Here is a 13628-nt window from a genome sequence, read left to right as displayed (position 1 = left end):
GCAGCCGTGACGCCCTTGCCGCTGATCGCCTATCGGCTGGCGACGCGCGCGCTGGAGCCGCTGGCCCCGCGCCTGCTGGATGCGCGCGCCAGGCGGGGTAAGGAAGACCCCGTACGGGTGGACGAGCGGATGGGCTTCACCCGCACCCCGCGCCCTGCCGGCGATCTGGTCTGGCTGCACGGCGTCAGCGTGGGCGAGAGCCTGTCGCTGCTGCCTGTGGTCGAGCGGCTCACGAAGGCGCGTCCAGACCTGACCGTTCTGGTCACCTCCAGCACCGTGACCTCGGCGCAGATTCTGACCGAACGGCTGCCGGCGGGCGTGATCCACCAGTATGCGCCGGTCGATGCGCCGGGCGTGGTCGAGCGGTTCCTGGACCATTGGCGGCCCAATCTGGCGGTCTTCGTCGAGAGCGAACTGTGGCCCAATCTGTTGCTGGAGGCGCGTCGGCGGGGCGTAAAACTGGCCCTGGTCAGCGCCCGGATCACGGAAAAGACGGTCGAGGGCTGGGCGCGATTTCCGGCCTCGGCACAGGCGCTGACCGGCGCCTTTGATCTGATCCTGCCGCAGGATGCGGTCTCGGCCCAGCGGCTGGAGGGCATGGGCGCGCGGATCGACGGGCTTGTGAACCTGAAACTGTCCGGCGAGGCCCTGCCCCACGACCCCGCCGCCTTCAGCCGTTTGAGCGCCGCCATCGGCGACCGGCCGGTGATCGTCGCCGCCAGCACCCATGAGGGCGAAGAGATCGCCATCGTGCGGGCGCTGGACCATCTGAGCGAGCGTGTCTGCCTGATCCTGACGCCACGCCATCCCGAGCGAGGGGCGCACATCGCCCAAGCCCTGCAATGCGACGGCTACGCCTTCGCCATGCGTTCGCGCGGCGAGACGATCGGGCCGGACACCGACATCTATCTGGCCGACACCCTGAACGAGATGGGCCTGTTTCTGCGCCTCGCCGACGTGGTGGTGATGGGCGGCTCGTTCGCGCCCGCCATCGGCCTGCCGCCCGTCGGCGGGCATAATCCGCTGGAGCCCGCGCGGCTGGGCAAGCCGACGATCACGGGGCCGGATGCATCCAACTGGGCGCCGGTGACGGCGGCGCTGGTCGAGGCGGGGGGCCTGGCCCTGGTTCAGGCGCCGTCCGACCTGCCCGGCGTGATCGAGCCGCTGCTGGAAGACCTGAACGCGGCCAGGGCCATGGGCGAGCGGGGACGACGCGCGGCGGTCGAGGCCGGAGGCGGGCTGGAGCGACTGTGGGCGCTGCTGTCGCCGCTGATGCCGCAGAGGCAGGGCCGGCGATGAAGCTGAACACGCCGCGCTGGTGGTATGTGCGCGACAGCAACCACGCCCGGATGACACGCACGGCGCTGAAACCGCTGGGCTGGATCTGGGCCGCCGTGACGGCGCGTCGGATCGCCAAGACGGCGCCCGCCGACCCCGGCTGCGCGGTCATCTCGGTCGGCAATCTGACGGTCGGCGGATCAGGCAAGACGCCAGTCGCGCGCGAAACCTTGCGGCTGCTGCGCGCGGCGGGTGTCGAGGCGCATGGCCTGTCGCGCGGCTATGGCGGGCGGTTGGAAGGACCGGTTCGGGTCGATCCTCAAATCCATACGGCCGACGATGTCGGGGACGAGCCGCTGATGCTGGCGCAGGGGACGCCGGTCTGGATCGCGCGCGATCGTGTGGCGGGCGCCAAGGCCGCCGTCGCAGACGGCGCGCAGGCTCTGGTGCTGGACGACGGCCATCAGAACCCGGCCCTGGAAAAGACCGTCAGCCTGATCGTAGTGGACGGCGAGACGCGCGGCGACGAATGGCCGTTCGGCGACGGATCGGTCTTTCCGTCCGGCCCCATGCGCGAGCCGCTGAAGGCCGGGCTGGCGCGCGCCGACGCCGTCGTGGTCATGCTCCCGACCGATGTCGAAGAGGCCGATCCCGAACTGCTGGCGGTCTTCGGCGCCCTGCCCGTCTTCGTCGCGCGCCTGACGCCCGAGGGGCCGCCGCCGTCGGGGCCCCAGGTCGGGTTCGGCGGCATCGCCAAGCCCTGGAAGGTCGAGCGCTCGCTGAAGGCGGCGGGCTGCGACCTGATCGACTTCGTCCCCTTTCCCGACCATGCGGCCTACAGCGCCGCCGACATGACGTTCCTGACGGACCGGGCGGCGGTGTTCGACGCCGGCCTGGTCACGACGGAAAAGGACTGGGTCCGGCTGACGCCCGAGCAGCGCAAAGATGTCGTCGCCTGGCCGGTCGTCGCCCGGTTCGAGGACGAGGCGGCTTTCGCCGCCTTCCTGAAGGACAGGATTCAGTCGGCGCGATAGACCACGCCGGACTTCATCACGAACTTCATCCGCTCCAGCTCGGTCACGTCCGTCAGCGGATCGCCCGAGACGGCGACGATGTCGGCAGGCATGCCTACGGCGATCTTCCCGGCCTCATTGGCGATGCGCAGGTGTTCGGCGGCGCCGACCGTGGCGGCCTGGATGGCCTCGAGCGGGCTCAGGCCGGCGCGGACCAGAAGCGCGAACTCCTGGGCGTTGTCGCCGTGGGCCGAGACGCCCGAGTCGGTGCCGAAGGCGATCTTGACCCCGCCTTCATGCGCGCGGCGCGCCATGTCCAGCATCTTGGGCCCGGCCTCCAGCGCCTTGGCCGTCTGGGCGGGGGTGAAGAAGTTGTCGGGTCCCGAGGCGATGCGCGCAACGAAATCCCCGGCCAGCAGGGTCGGGATCAGCCAGGCGCCGTTCGACTTGAACAGGCGGATCGACTGATCGTCCAGATAGGTCCCGTGTTCGATGGAATCGCCGCCGGCCCGTAGGAAGGCGTTGATGCCGTCCACCCCGTGGGCGTGCGCGGTCACCTGGCGGCCCATGCGGTGGGCGCTGCCGACGATGGCGGACAGTTCGTCGTCGCTGAACTGCTGGTTCAGGCCGGCGGCGGTGTTAGACAGCACGCCGCCCGTCGCGGTGATCTTGATGATGTCGGCGCCGGCGCGAACCTGGGTGCGCACGGCCCGCATGCAGTCCTCAGGCCCCGAGCAGATGCTCTCGGACGACAGCAGGTGCATGACGTCCTCGCGATAGCCGTTGATGTCGCCATGCCCGCCGTGGATCGACACCGACGACCCTGCCGCAATGATGCGCGGTCCCGGCACGTCGCCGTTCCTGACCGCGTTCCGCAGGGCGAAGATGGCCTGGTTCGAGGCGCCGAGATCCGCCACCGTCGTAAAACCGGCCATCAGGGTGCGACGCGCATAGCGGGCGCCGACCATCGCCTGATCCGCGTCTGAAAGCGTCACCTCTTCAAGGCGTGCGTTCGGGTTCTGCTGGCTCGTCAGATGGACGTGGCTGTCGATCAAGCCGGGCAGGATGAAGGCTTGGCGCAGGTCCACGACCTTGCCCTGAGAGGCATCGCCGACGAAGCCGTCGCGCACTTCGACGATCTGGTTCCCTCTGATCACGAGAGTTTTATCGCGCTGCACAACGCCGTTCGATGGATCAGCAAGCAACCTTCCGGCTTCAACGAACGTTGTGTCGGGTTGCGTCGAAACGCCTGTGGACACGGGGGTTTGCTGGGCATGAGCGCTTGCCGCCGACGCCATCAGCGCCGCCAGCGCGATTCCGAAACGTTTCATCGATCTCTCCCCGCGACGCGTCGGCCGCAAAAATGCCCCACAAGGCTCAGGTTGCCTCGCCCGTAACCAACTGAAACAAACACGCCTCAAGACCAACCGCAACGAGGGCGTCGCATGCGGCTATCGAGACGAGGACTTATTCTGGGCGGATCGGCCATGCTGGCGGGATGCGCCAGTGCGAGCGCTACGGCGCCGCTGACGACGGCTCAGAACGGGACTCCGATCGCCATGCCGCAGGTCGGTCTGCCCACGGTCCAGACCTCCGCCCTGACGCCGCCACCGCTGGATCCACGCGGTCACGTTCGCAAGGAACTGATGGAGCGCGCCATGACCGCGCTGGACACCCATCATCACCGCTTGCCTCTGCGCGACCGGATGTATCTGGTCGATTTCCAGAAATTCTCGGGCGAGGAGCGGCTGTACGAAGTCGACCTCATCGCGGGTGAAGTGAAGGTGCTGCGCACCTGCCACGGTCGAGGATCGGACCCCAGCCACACCGGCTATGCCCAGCGCTTTTCCAATACGCCGGATTCCAACATGTCCTCGATCGGCGCCTATGCGACCGCGGGCGCCAACTGGGGCGCGCAACAGGGGCCGAACGTGCTGCTGGACGGGCTGGAATATTCCAACGACAAGGCGCGCGAGCGGGCCATCATCGTCCACGGCGCAGACTATGCCGATCCCGACTTCCTGGCGCGTGAAGGCAAGCTGGGTCGCAGCTACGGCTGTTTCTCGGTCGCCCACACCGACCTGCCGGCCTTGCGTGAACGCATGGGCGAAGGCCGACTGCTGTTCGCAGCGGCGTAGGCTTCAGCCCCGCTCCAGCGCGCGCCAGCCGATGTCGGAGCGGTTGAAGCCGCCTGGCCAGTCGATCTTCTTGATGGCGGCATAGGCGCGTTCGCGGGCCTGGGCGATGTCGTCGCCCTCGGCGCAGACGTTCAGGACGCGGCCGCCCGAGGCGGCCAGCAAGCCGTCGTCGCGGCGCTTCGTCCCGGCATGGAAGACCTGGACGTGGGGGCCGAAGTCCTGATCGGCGCCGCGGATGATCGAGCCTTCCAGCGGGCTATCGGGATAGCCCTTGGCCGCCATGACCACGCAGATCACCGTCTGAGGCTTGAAGGCGGGCGAAGCCAGTCCCGAGACGTCGCCGCGCGCGCAGCCCAGCAGATAGGGCACGATGTCGCCCGCCATCCGCATCATCAGGACCTGGCATTCCGGGTCGCCGAAGCGGGCGTTGAACTCGACCACCTTGGGGCCGTCCTGGGTCGCCATCAGGCCGGCGTAGAGGACGCCGCGATAGGGCGCGCCCTCTTCGGCCATCTTGCGTATCGTCGGCTGGACGATCAGCGCGTCGGCCTGCTGCACCAGCTCGGGCGTAAAGACAGGCGCGGGCGAATAGGCGCCCATGCCGCCGGTGTTGGGGCCAAGGTCGCCGTCGAAGGCGCGCTTGTGGTCCTGGGCGCCGCCGAACAACAGGGCGCGTTGACCGTCGCACAGGGCGAACAGCGAGCCTTCCTCGCCGTCCATGAACTCCTCGATCACGACGCGAGCGCCGGCCGCGCCGAACCGGCCGCCCAGCATGCGCTCGATTTCGGCCTCGGCGTCGGGGCGATCGGGGCTGATGGCCACGCCCTTGCCGGCGGCCAGGCCGTCGGCCTTGATGACATAGGGCGGTCGGAACACGTCCAGCGCCGCCTTGGCGTCCTTGACCGTGTCATAGACGCCGTAACCGGCGGTCGGGATCTCGTGGCGCTCAAGAAAGCCCTTCGAAAAAGCCTTGGAGGTTTCCAGCTGCGCCGCCTTGGCGGTCGGCCCGAAGCACGGAATGCCGGCTGAAGCCAGACGGTCGGCAAGACCAGCGGCCAACGCCACCTCGGGCCCCACGACGACCAGGTCGGCCTTGATCTCTCTGGCCAGGGCGGCCAGGCCGTCGGCGTCGTCCGCCTTGATGGCGCGCAGCTCGCACAGCTTCTCAATGCCGGGGTTGCCTGGTGCCGCCACTAGGCGCGTGACCAGCGGCGACTGGGCGATCTTCCAGGCCAGGGCGTGTTCGCGGCCGCCCGATCCGACGAGAAGAATGTTCATGAGATCGGGCAATGACCGGCCGGCGCCGGCCGGTCAAGCGCCCGTCAGACTTAACGCCGCATTCAGCGTCCTATCAGCGCGCTGGTGGGGTCCAGGCCGGCAGGGCCTGAAGCTGACCGGGCGTCAGATCGGTAACCAGATCCCGGTCGCCGTTGCGGTCGATCGGAGACACATCCGCGACCGGAACCAGCACCTTCATGTCGCCGGGTCCCTCCAGTTCGACGACCAGATGGGTCAGGGCGCCCGAGGCGTCCAGCACCAAGGTTTCCACGTCGCCCAGATCGACGTTGGCGCGCGAATACAGATCCGCGTCTTCCAGTTGGTCGCGGGTCATGTTGAAGGCCAAGGCGGCGTTCGAGGCGGCGGCATCGGCCTGCTGGCCCGGAAAGGCCACGGGCGCCGCGCCGGGCGCAGGGGCCTGGACCACATCGTCGTCGCGATCCGAGCAGGCGACGACGCCGCCGGTCAGGCAAAGCACGGCGGCGAGCGGGACGAAGCGGTTCATACGGCCTCCTTGGGCATTAGAGCAGCGCCGAGACGACATAGACGCCGAGCCCCAGCAGAATGATGCAGCCGATGATCAGCCACGGGCTCATGGCCCCGCCGCCCCCGGCGCGGCGCGACAGATCGCGCTCGTGCGGGTCGCGGTCAGAAGGATCGGTTCCGGGCGGGTCGGCGGGCATGAAAGTCGAACGACAGGGCGCGCGCAGCGTTCCCGGACGGATCGACGCAGGCTAGGGTGGGCCCCATGAGCGACGACTCCTACGTATTCGAAGGCCCGGCCGAGGTCCCTGCCCCTCGCGACAACAATCCGCCCCTGTCGATCTCGGAGTTGTCGTTCGCGCTGAAGCGCACGCTGGAAGACCGTTTCGGCCATGTGCGGCTGCGCGGCGAGGTCTCCAAGGTCAACCGCCACGCATCGGGCCACGTCTATCTGACGCTGAAGGACGACAAGTCAGCCATCGACGGCGTGGTGTGGAAGGGATCGGTGCGCGGCCTGGGCGTCCAGCCAGAAGCAGGGCTTGAGGTCATCGTCACCGGCAAGATCACCTCCTATCCGGCGCGGTCATCCTATCAGATCGTGATCGAGAGCATGGAGGCGGCCGGCGCCGGCGCCCTGCTGGCCCAGTTGGAGCGGCTGAAGGTCCGCCTGCGTGAGGAAGGTCTGTTCGAGCCGGGTCGCAAGAAGCCCCTGCCCGCCTTTCCCGCGACCATCGGCGTGATCACCAGCCCGACTGGCGCGGTGATCCGCGACGTGCTGCACCGGATCGCAGAACGCTGGCCCTGCCGCGTCATCGTCTGGCCTGTGGTCGTTCAGGGCGAATCGGCCTGCGGCCAGGTATCGAACGCCATCCGCGGCTTTGATGCGATGACTGCGGACGGGCCGATCCCCCGCCCCGACCTGCTGATCGTCGCGCGCGGCGGCGGGTCGGTCGAGGACCTGTGGTGCTTCAACGACGAAGGCCTGGCGCGGACCGTGGCGGCGGCGCGCATTCCGATCATCTCGGCCGTGGGGCACGAGACCGACACCACCCTGATCGACTTCGTCTCGGATCGCCGGGCGCCGACCCCGACGGGCGCGGCCGAAATGGCGACGCCGGTGCTGGCGGACCTGCGCTATGCCGTCGCCGACATGGACCGGCGCATGGTGCAGGCGGGCGGACGGCTGATCGAGGATCGACGCACGCGCCTGCGGGCGGTGGCGCGCGGTCTGCCGGCGCGGCCCGAGGACCTGCTGGCCCTGGCGCAACAACGGCTGGACCATGTGTCGAGCCGGCTGGGATCGGGCTTGCAACGCAACGTCGCTCTGCACGAGCGGCATCTGGCGGTGACCGGCGGCAAGCTGAGCCCGGCCCTGCTGCGCACGCGGATCGAGCGGGGGCAGGATCGGCTGCGCGGCGCCGGCGACCGGTTGGGCGCCGCGCTTCAGGCGGGCGTGGCGCGCGGCGAGCGGCGATTGTTGCAGGTCTCGGCCCGCCTGTCGCCCGAACCGCTGCATCGACGGCTAGACCAGCGTCAAGCCCGGCTTGAAGCCGTCGGTGCGCGGTTGGATGCCTTTCCCAAGCATCGACTGGAACGTGAGACGGTTCGCCTGGCGGCGCTGTCGCGCGCGCTGACGACCCTGGACCCCGGCCGCCCCAAGCCCGGCTTCGCCCGCGTTGAAGATTCAGACGGCGCTTGGATCACCTCGGCCAAGGCGCTGGAGGCGGGTCAGGCGGTCCGGCTGGTGTTCGGCGACGGCGTTCAGCCCGCGACAATCGACGGCGGCGAACCCCGTCCGTTCCCGCCGCGTCCGGCGGCCAAGCCGAAGCCTTCCGCCGCCGATCAGGGCAGCCTGTTCTGACGGCGGCGGATATGATCCGCGTTTTCCGCTTCGCCCCGGCGCCGCTTCCTGCTAACGGCGCCGCATGAAGATCACGCGCCTCGCCGTCACCGCCTATGTGTTCGCCCTCCTGATCATCGTTCTGGATCAGCTGACCAAGGCCTGGATCATCAGCGGCCTGTCGCTGCAGGAAGTCGGCCGCATCCCCGTCTTCCCGCCGATCCTGAACTTTAGCTGGGTCGAGAACACCGGCGTCAGCTTCGGCCTGTTCGGCGGCGGCGAAGCCCGCTGGGGCCTGGCCATCTTCTCCATCGTCGTCTCGGCCGGCCTGGCGTGGTGGGCGACGCAGTCGAACCGTCGCCTGCTGATCACCGCGATCGGCTTCGTCATGGGCGGAGCGCTGGGCAATGTGATCGACCGGATCCGCTTCGGTTATGTGGTCGATTTCATCGACTTCTCGGGCACCGGCGTCTTTCCCTGGGTGTTCAACGTCGCCGACAGCGCCATCACCATCGGCGTCGTGCTGCTGATCATCGACAGTCTGGTGTCTGACAAACCCGCCAAGGTTGGCGCGGCCGTCGAAAAGTCGTAATCACCCCGTCTTCACTATGCCGACTGCGCCATCGCGGCGCTTCCTGCATCAGCCGACCAGAGCCTGAAACCATGCGTATCCGCAGTGTCGCCGTCCTGACCCTCGTCGCCTCCTCCGCGCTCGCCGTCTCGGCCTGCGGCGGCATCAAACAGGGCATCGGCCTGACCAAGGTGGTGCCGGACGAGTTCGTCACCGTCTCGACCGCCCCGCTCAGCGTTCCGCCGGAATACGGCCTGCGTCCGCCCGCGCCGGGCCAGCCGCGCCCGCAGGAGCTGGCCCCGGAAAGCGCCGCGCGTCAGATCCTTCTGGGTCAGCGTCAGGCCGTCACCCGCACGCCGGGCGAACAGGTGTTGGTGGCCCAGGCCGGCGGCGAGCAGGCCGACCCGCTGGCCCGCTATGTCGTCGATGACGAGTTCGGCGATCTGGCGCACAAGGACGAAAGCTTCGCCAACCGCCTGATGTTCTGGCGCAAGGACGACGCTTCGACCCAGGCGCCAACGGTTCGTCAGACCGCCGAAGGCCAGAAGACCATCGACGCCTCGACCGAGGCCGCCCGCCTCCAGGCCCTGACCGGCGGCCAGCAGGCCATCACGATCCAGCCACGTCGCGGCAGCGGCTTCAAACTGCCAGGCCTGTAAGAACCGATACGACGGACGCTTGCCACGAGGGCGTCCGTCCTTATTGTAAACGGACCTGATCAGGAGCCGTTTGCATGACCGAAACCGTCGATATCGCCGCCCTGTCCGGGATCGACCAGCTGCGCCTGGGCATGACGGGCGGCTTCATCGCGCCCATCGCCCGCACCGTCGGTTTCGAGCTGACCGAAGTGGAAGAAGGCCGCGTGGTGTTCGAGGCTATCCCCACCACCGCCGTCTATAATCCGCTCGGCACCGTGCATGGCGGCTGGATCGCGACGGTGCTCGACTCGGCCTGCGGCTGCGTCGTGCATTCCACGCTTCGGCCGGGCCAGACCTATATGACGCTGGAGCTGAAGACCGTTTTTCACAAGGCGCTGACGGCCGGCACGCCGGTTCGGGCCGAGGGTCGGATCGTTCAGGCCGGTCGCCGCGCGGCCTTCTCGGAGGCCGATCTGCGCGGCCTGGACGGCAAGCTCTACGCGACCGCGACCTCGACCTGCCTGGTGATGGAGCGCTGAGGGCAGCAAGCGTTTGCCGCGCCTCGCTTTAGCCGCTATCAGCGGCGAGCGTTGATGATCGGCCGCCGATCGTCGTGCGCCCTCTCTCGCTGTCGGAAAAATAAGCTGATGCGTCGCGTGTTCACCGCCCTGGCCGCCCTCTCCATCGCGGCCTCCATCCTGCCCGTCGCCGCCGAGGCCCAGACCTCCCAGCGTCAACGCGAGCGCAGCGGGCAACAGCAGCAGGCCTCGGGTGAAGACGCCGCGCCGTCGCGCGCGCCGCGCATCGCCCCCCTGCGTCGCCGCGCCAACGCCGGCCCCTGCCCCTATGTGAAGATCCTCTACGACGCCGCCCGCTACGTCGAGCTGGAAGGCGGCCGCGCCGCCGTAGCCAATGTCGGCTACACCGGCGAGATCGAAGGCATCTCTTCGGACTGCGAATATCGCGAGGCCGATCCGATTCGCGTCGACATGGACGTGCTGTTCAACCTGGGCCGCGGACCACAGGCGACGGGCGAGCAGCGCACCTACCGCTACTGGATCGCGGTGACGGAGCGGAACAACGCCATCCTGTCCAAGGAATATTTCGACCTGCCGGTGAACTTCGAAGGCCAGCGCACCGCCTCGGTCACAGAAAAGCGCACCATCGTCATTCCGCGCGCCGGCATCGAGACAAGCGGCAGCAACTTCGAAATCCTGGTCGGTTTCGACGTGACGCCGGAAATGGCCGAGTTCAATCGCTCGGGCAGCCGCTTCCGCGTCAACGCCGGCACGACGCCGGCCGCCCCCGCGCCTGCCTCCGCACCGAGCCAATAATGTCTGATCTGAAGACCGTCCTCAGCGAAGCGGTCGCCGCCGCCTTCGCCGCCGAAGGCGTGGCCCCGGCCCTGGCCCGCGTCACCGCGTCGGACCGCCCTGACCTGGCCGATTTCCAGTCCAATGGCGCGCTCGCCGCCGCCAAGGCGCTGAAGGCCAATCCGCGCGAACTGGCCGGCAAGATCGCCGAGCGGCTAAGCGCGGATGCGCGTTTCGCCTCGGTTGAGGTCGCCGGACCCGGCTTCATCAATCTGAAACTCTCCGACGCGCTGCTGGCCGAACGCGCGACCGAGGTGGCGAACGACGCCGCCCACGCGGGGGCCGCGACTGTGGCCGAGCCTCGTCAGGTGGTCATCGACTACGGCGGTCCCAACGTCGCCAAGCCGATGCACGTCGGCCATCTGCGCAGCGCCATCATCGGCGAGAGCCTGAAGCGGTTGTTCCGCTTTCGCGGCGACCATGTCACCGGCGACGCCCACTTCGGCGACTGGGGCTTCCAGATGGGCCTGCTGATCGTCGCCTGCGGCGACGAAGGCCTAGCCGAGGCCTTTATGGCCGAAGGTGACGGCCCCTTCCCGGCCGAAAGCCCGGTCACCCTGGCCGACCTGGACCGCCTTTATCCGCAGGCCGCCGGCAAGGCCAAGGAGGATCGGGCCTTCCGCGACCGCGCCCGCAAGGCGACGGCGGAACTCCAGAACGGACGTTCAGGCTATCGCGCGCTGTGGCAGCATTTCGTGGCGGTCAGCCGTGAGGCGCTGAAGCGCGAATACGGCGACCTGTCGGTCGATTTCGACCTGTGGAACGGTGAAAGCGACGCCGATCCGCAGATGCCGGAAATGCTGGCGCATCTGAAAAAGACCGGCCTGCTGGTCGAGGACGACGGCGCCCAGGTGGTCCACGTCGCCAAGCCCGGCGAGACGCGCAAGAAAAAGCTGGCCGACGGCTCGGTGATCGAGGCCCCGTCCCCCCCGCCCCTGCTGGTCATCAGCTCGGAAGGTTCGGCCATGTACGGCACGACCGACCTGGCCACGATCCTGGACCGCAAGAAGGCCCTGTCGCCCGATCTCGCCCTCTATGTCGTCGACGAACGCCAGGCCGAGCATTTCGAACAGGTCTTCCGCGCCGCCTATCTGGCCGGTTACGCCGCAGAGGGCGCGCTGGAGCATCTCGGCTTCGGCACGATGAACGGACAGGACGGCAAACCCTTCAAGACCCGCGCGGGGGGGGTGCTGAAGCTACGCGACCTGATCGATCAGGCGACCGAAAAGGCGCGCGAGCGTCTTCACGAGGCCAAGCTGGGCGACGACCTGTCGCCGGAAGAGTTCGAGGCCATCGCGCACAAGGTGGCCATCGCGGCCCTGAAGTTCGCCGACCTGGCGAACGCGCGCACGACCAGCTACGTCTTCGATCTCGACCGCTTCATGAGCTTCGAAGGCAAGACCGGGCCGTATCTTCTGTATCAGTCGGTCCGTATCAAATCCCTGCTGCGCAAGGGCGCCGAACAGGGACTGACGCCCGGCGCCATCGTCATCGCCGAACCGGCGGAGCGCGATCTGGCCCTGACGCTTGACGCCTTCTCGACGGCCGTGTCGGACGCCTACGACAAGCGGATGCCGCATCTGGTCGCCGAACACGCCTATCGCGTGGCCCAGTCCTTCTCGAAGTTCTACGCCGCCTGCCCCGTGCTGATCGCGCCGGACGAAGCGACCAAACGCTCGCGTCTGGCCCTGTCTGCTGCGGCTCTGCGCCAGCTTGAAATCGCGTTGAGCTTGTTGGGCATCGACACGCCTGAGCGGATGTAAGCAGGTCTCGATCCTCCCCCGTTCACGGGGGAGGGGGACCGCGAAGCGGTGGAGGGAGCGGATACGCCCGCCGCCCGCCGGTCAGAACCGAGCCTGTTTTCGCCCCCTCCACCATGATGCGCATGGTCCCCCTCCCCCACCATGCGGGGGAGGATCGCCGTTTCGGATGACGCCTCGAACCTGATCCTTTAGGCTGGCGGCCGTTACGGAGCCGCTCCTCATGTCTAATCTCGACGCCTATATCGCCGGCCTGCCCAAGGCTGAACTGCACCTGCATATCGAGGGCTCGCTGGAGCCCGAGCTGATGTTCGAACTGGCGCAGCGCAACGGCGTGTCCATTCCCTACGACAGCGTCGAGGCGGTCAGGGCGGCCTATGATTTCTCGAACCTGCAGGACTTCCTGGACATCTATTACGCGGGGGCAGCTGTCCTGCTGACGCGGCAGGATTTCGAGGATCTGGCCTTCGCCTATTTCCAGCGCGCGGCGGCGGATAATGTGCGCCACGCCGAAATCTTCTTCGATCCCCAGACCCATACCGATCGGGGCGTGCCGTTCGGCGTGGTGGTCGAGGGGCTGATCGCGGGCATGGACCGGGCCAGGGCGGAGCTGGGCGTGAGCAGCGGCCTGATCCTCAGCTTCCTGCGCCACCTGACCGAGGACGAGGCGTTTGCGACGCTGGAGGCCGCCAAACCCTATCTGCATCATTTCATCGGGGTGGGTCTGGATTCGTCGGAGGTCGGTCATCCGCCGTCCAAGTTCCAGCGCGTCTTCGCCGCCGCGCGTGAGCTGGGCCTGAAACTGTGCGCCCACGCGGGCGAGGAAGGCCCGCCCGCCTATGTCCATGAGGCGCTGGACCTTCTGAATATCGACCGGATGGACCACGGCAATCGCTCGATGGAGGACGAGGCGCTGGTGCAGCGGCTGGCCGCCGAGCAGATGACCCTGACCGTCTGCCCTCTGTCGAATCTGAAGCTGTGCGTGGTCGATGACCTGAAGCACCATCCCGTCCCCGAGATGCTGCGCCGGGGCCTGCACGTCACCCTGAACTCGGACGACCCGTCCTATTTCGGGGGATATGTGAACGACAACTACAGCCGGCTGGCCGAGGCCGTCGGCCTGACACGCGATCAGGTGACGCAACTGGCCAAGAACAGTTTCGAAGGCTCGTTCCTGGGCGAAGCGGAGAAGGCGGCGTTCGTGGCTGAGGTCGAGGCCTACGCGAAGCGCTGAACCCTCCCTTCTCGTCATTCCG

At 68.0% G+C, this 13628-nt stretch carries 14 protein-coding genes; 10 read left to right on the top strand and 4 right to left on the bottom strand.

Annotated elements, in window-relative coordinates; translation table 11 throughout:
• Positions 1-6 precede the first annotated feature (6 nt).
• On the top strand, positions 7-1299 hold the full coding sequence (locus KAK88_RS06010) for a 3-deoxy-D-manno-octulosonic acid transferase (protein ID WP_242078281.1): 1293 nt from the start codon (positions 7-9) through the stop codon (positions 1297-1299).
• Positions 1296-2312 (top strand): tetraacyldisaccharide 4'-kinase, encoded by a 1017-nt coding sequence (gene lpxK / locus KAK88_RS06005; RefSeq protein WP_242078565.1) that lies wholly within the window; start codon positions 1296-1298, stop codon positions 2310-2312. The genes KAK88_RS06010 and lpxK overlap by 4 nt, the downstream gene beginning before the upstream one ends.
• Here the strand turns inward: lpxK and KAK88_RS06000 are convergent.
• The gene (locus tag KAK88_RS06000) at positions 2297-3622 is read right to left on the bottom strand and encodes a metal-dependent hydrolase family protein (protein WP_242078280.1); all 1326 of its coding nucleotides are present in this window, start codon (positions 3620-3622) and stop codon (positions 2297-2299) included. The two genes, lpxK and KAK88_RS06000, sit on opposite strands and share 16 nt — an antisense overlap.
• Positions 3623-3736: 114 nt before the next feature.
• Here KAK88_RS06000 and KAK88_RS05995 point away from each other — a divergent pair, with 114 nt between their 5' ends.
• A complete protein-coding gene (locus tag KAK88_RS05995; RefSeq protein ID WP_066552138.1) occupies positions 3737-4429 on the top strand; it encodes a murein L,D-transpeptidase catalytic domain family protein in 693 nt (230 codons plus the stop codon).
• Between the two features lie 3 nt (positions 4430-4432).
• Here KAK88_RS05995 and purD read toward each other — a convergent pair whose 3' ends face one another.
• From purD to KAK88_RS05980, 3 genes are all read right to left on the bottom strand, one after another.
• On the bottom strand, positions 4433-5707 hold the full coding sequence (gene purD, locus KAK88_RS05990) for a phosphoribosylamine--glycine ligase (protein ID WP_242078279.1): 1275 nt from the start codon (positions 5705-5707) through the stop codon (positions 4433-4435).
• A gap of 73 nt (positions 5708-5780) precedes the next feature.
• Positions 5781-6212, bottom strand: coding sequence for a PRC-barrel domain-containing protein (locus KAK88_RS05985; protein WP_242078278.1), 432 nt, complete (start codon positions 6210-6212; stop codon positions 5781-5783).
• Positions 6213-6228: 16 nt separating this feature from the next.
• Entirely contained in the window at positions 6229-6390 is a 162-nt protein-coding gene (locus KAK88_RS05980; RefSeq protein WP_167334148.1) for a hypothetical protein, read from the bottom strand.
• 65 nt (positions 6391-6455) lie between these two features.
• Between KAK88_RS05980 and xseA the strand changes: the two genes are divergently transcribed.
• The 7 genes from xseA (at position 6456) to KAK88_RS05945 (ending at position 13606) form a co-directional block, all read left to right on the top strand.
• On the top strand, positions 6456-8051 hold the full coding sequence (xseA, locus tag KAK88_RS05975; protein ID WP_242078277.1) for an exodeoxyribonuclease VII large subunit: 1596 nt from the start codon (positions 6456-6458) through the stop codon (positions 8049-8051).
• 64 nt (positions 8052-8115) lie between these two features.
• Entirely contained in the window at positions 8116-8622 is a 507-nt protein-coding gene (lspA, locus tag KAK88_RS05970) for a signal peptidase II (protein WP_055804071.1), read from the top strand.
• A 71-nt stretch (positions 8623-8693) separates the two neighbouring features.
• The gene (locus KAK88_RS05965; protein ID WP_242078276.1) at positions 8694-9260 is read left to right on the top strand and encodes a DUF3035 domain-containing protein; all 567 of its coding nucleotides are present in this window, start codon (positions 8694-8696) and stop codon (positions 9258-9260) included.
• 74 nt (positions 9261-9334) lie between these two features.
• Positions 9335-9778: a PaaI family thioesterase gene (locus KAK88_RS05960; RefSeq protein ID WP_242078275.1), complete on the top strand. Its 444-nt coding sequence runs from the start codon at positions 9335-9337 to the stop codon at positions 9776-9778.
• 108 nt (positions 9779-9886) lie between these two features.
• Positions 9887-10573 (top strand): Tat pathway signal sequence domain protein, encoded by a 687-nt coding sequence (locus KAK88_RS05955; protein WP_242078274.1) that lies wholly within the window; start codon positions 9887-9889, stop codon positions 10571-10573.
• Positions 10573-12375, top strand: coding sequence for an arginine--tRNA ligase (gene argS, locus KAK88_RS05950; protein ID WP_242078273.1), 1803 nt, complete (start codon positions 10573-10575; stop codon positions 12373-12375). Before KAK88_RS05955 ends, argS begins: the two co-directional genes overlap by 1 nt.
• A gap of 220 nt (positions 12376-12595) precedes the next feature.
• Positions 12596-13606, top strand: a complete 1011-nt coding sequence (locus tag KAK88_RS05945) for an adenosine deaminase (protein WP_242078272.1) — start codon at positions 12596-12598, stop codon at positions 13604-13606.
• The last annotated feature ends 22 nt before the right edge of the window (positions 13607-13628 follow it).

Origin of the sequence: Brevundimonas diminuta (genome assembly GCF_022654015.1) — a bacterium.
In the GTDB taxonomy this organism is placed as follows: Bacteria; Pseudomonadota; Alphaproteobacteria; order Caulobacterales; family Caulobacteraceae; genus Brevundimonas; species Brevundimonas diminuta_C.
The sequence above is the reverse complement of the archived record's forward strand: the minus strand, read 5'-3'. Positions and strand labels throughout refer to the sequence as shown.

Coding starts and splice junctions, on each gene's coding strand:
- KAK88_RS05960 (WP_242078275.1), top strand. CDS start 9,335: ATGACCGAAACCGTCGATATCGCCGCCCTGTCCGGGATCGACCAGCTG.
- lspA (WP_055804071.1), top strand. CDS start 8,116: ATGAAGATCACGCGCCTCGCCGTCACCGCCTATGTGTTCGCCCTCCTG.
- lpxK (WP_242078565.1), top strand. CDS start 1,296: ATGAAGCTGAACACGCCGCGCTGGTGGTATGTGCGCGACAGCAACCAC.
- xseA (WP_242078277.1), top strand. CDS start 6,456: ATGAGCGACGACTCCTACGTATTCGAAGGCCCGGCCGAGGTCCCTGCC.
- KAK88_RS06000 (WP_242078280.1), bottom strand. CDS start 3,622: ATGAAACGTTTCGGAATCGCGCTGGCGGCGCTGATGGCGTCGGCGGCA.
- argS (WP_242078273.1), top strand. CDS start 10,573: ATGTCTGATCTGAAGACCGTCCTCAGCGAAGCGGTCGCCGCCGCCTTC.
- KAK88_RS05955 (WP_242078274.1), top strand. CDS start 9,887: ATGCGTCGCGTGTTCACCGCCCTGGCCGCCCTCTCCATCGCGGCCTCC.
- purD (WP_242078279.1), bottom strand. CDS start 5,707: ATGAACATTCTTCTCGTCGGATCGGGCGGCCGCGAACACGCCCTGGCC.
- KAK88_RS05945 (WP_242078272.1), top strand. CDS start 12,596: ATGTCTAATCTCGACGCCTATATCGCCGGCCTGCCCAAGGCTGAACTG.
- KAK88_RS05980 (WP_167334148.1), bottom strand. CDS start 6,390: ATGCCCGCCGACCCGCCCGGAACCGATCCTTCTGACCGCGACCCGCAC.
- KAK88_RS05995 (WP_066552138.1), top strand. CDS start 3,737: ATGCGGCTATCGAGACGAGGACTTATTCTGGGCGGATCGGCCATGCTG.
- KAK88_RS05985 (WP_242078278.1), bottom strand. CDS start 6,212: ATGAACCGCTTCGTCCCGCTCGCCGCCGTGCTTTGCCTGACCGGCGGC.
- KAK88_RS05965 (WP_242078276.1), top strand. CDS start 8,694: ATGCGTATCCGCAGTGTCGCCGTCCTGACCCTCGTCGCCTCCTCCGCG.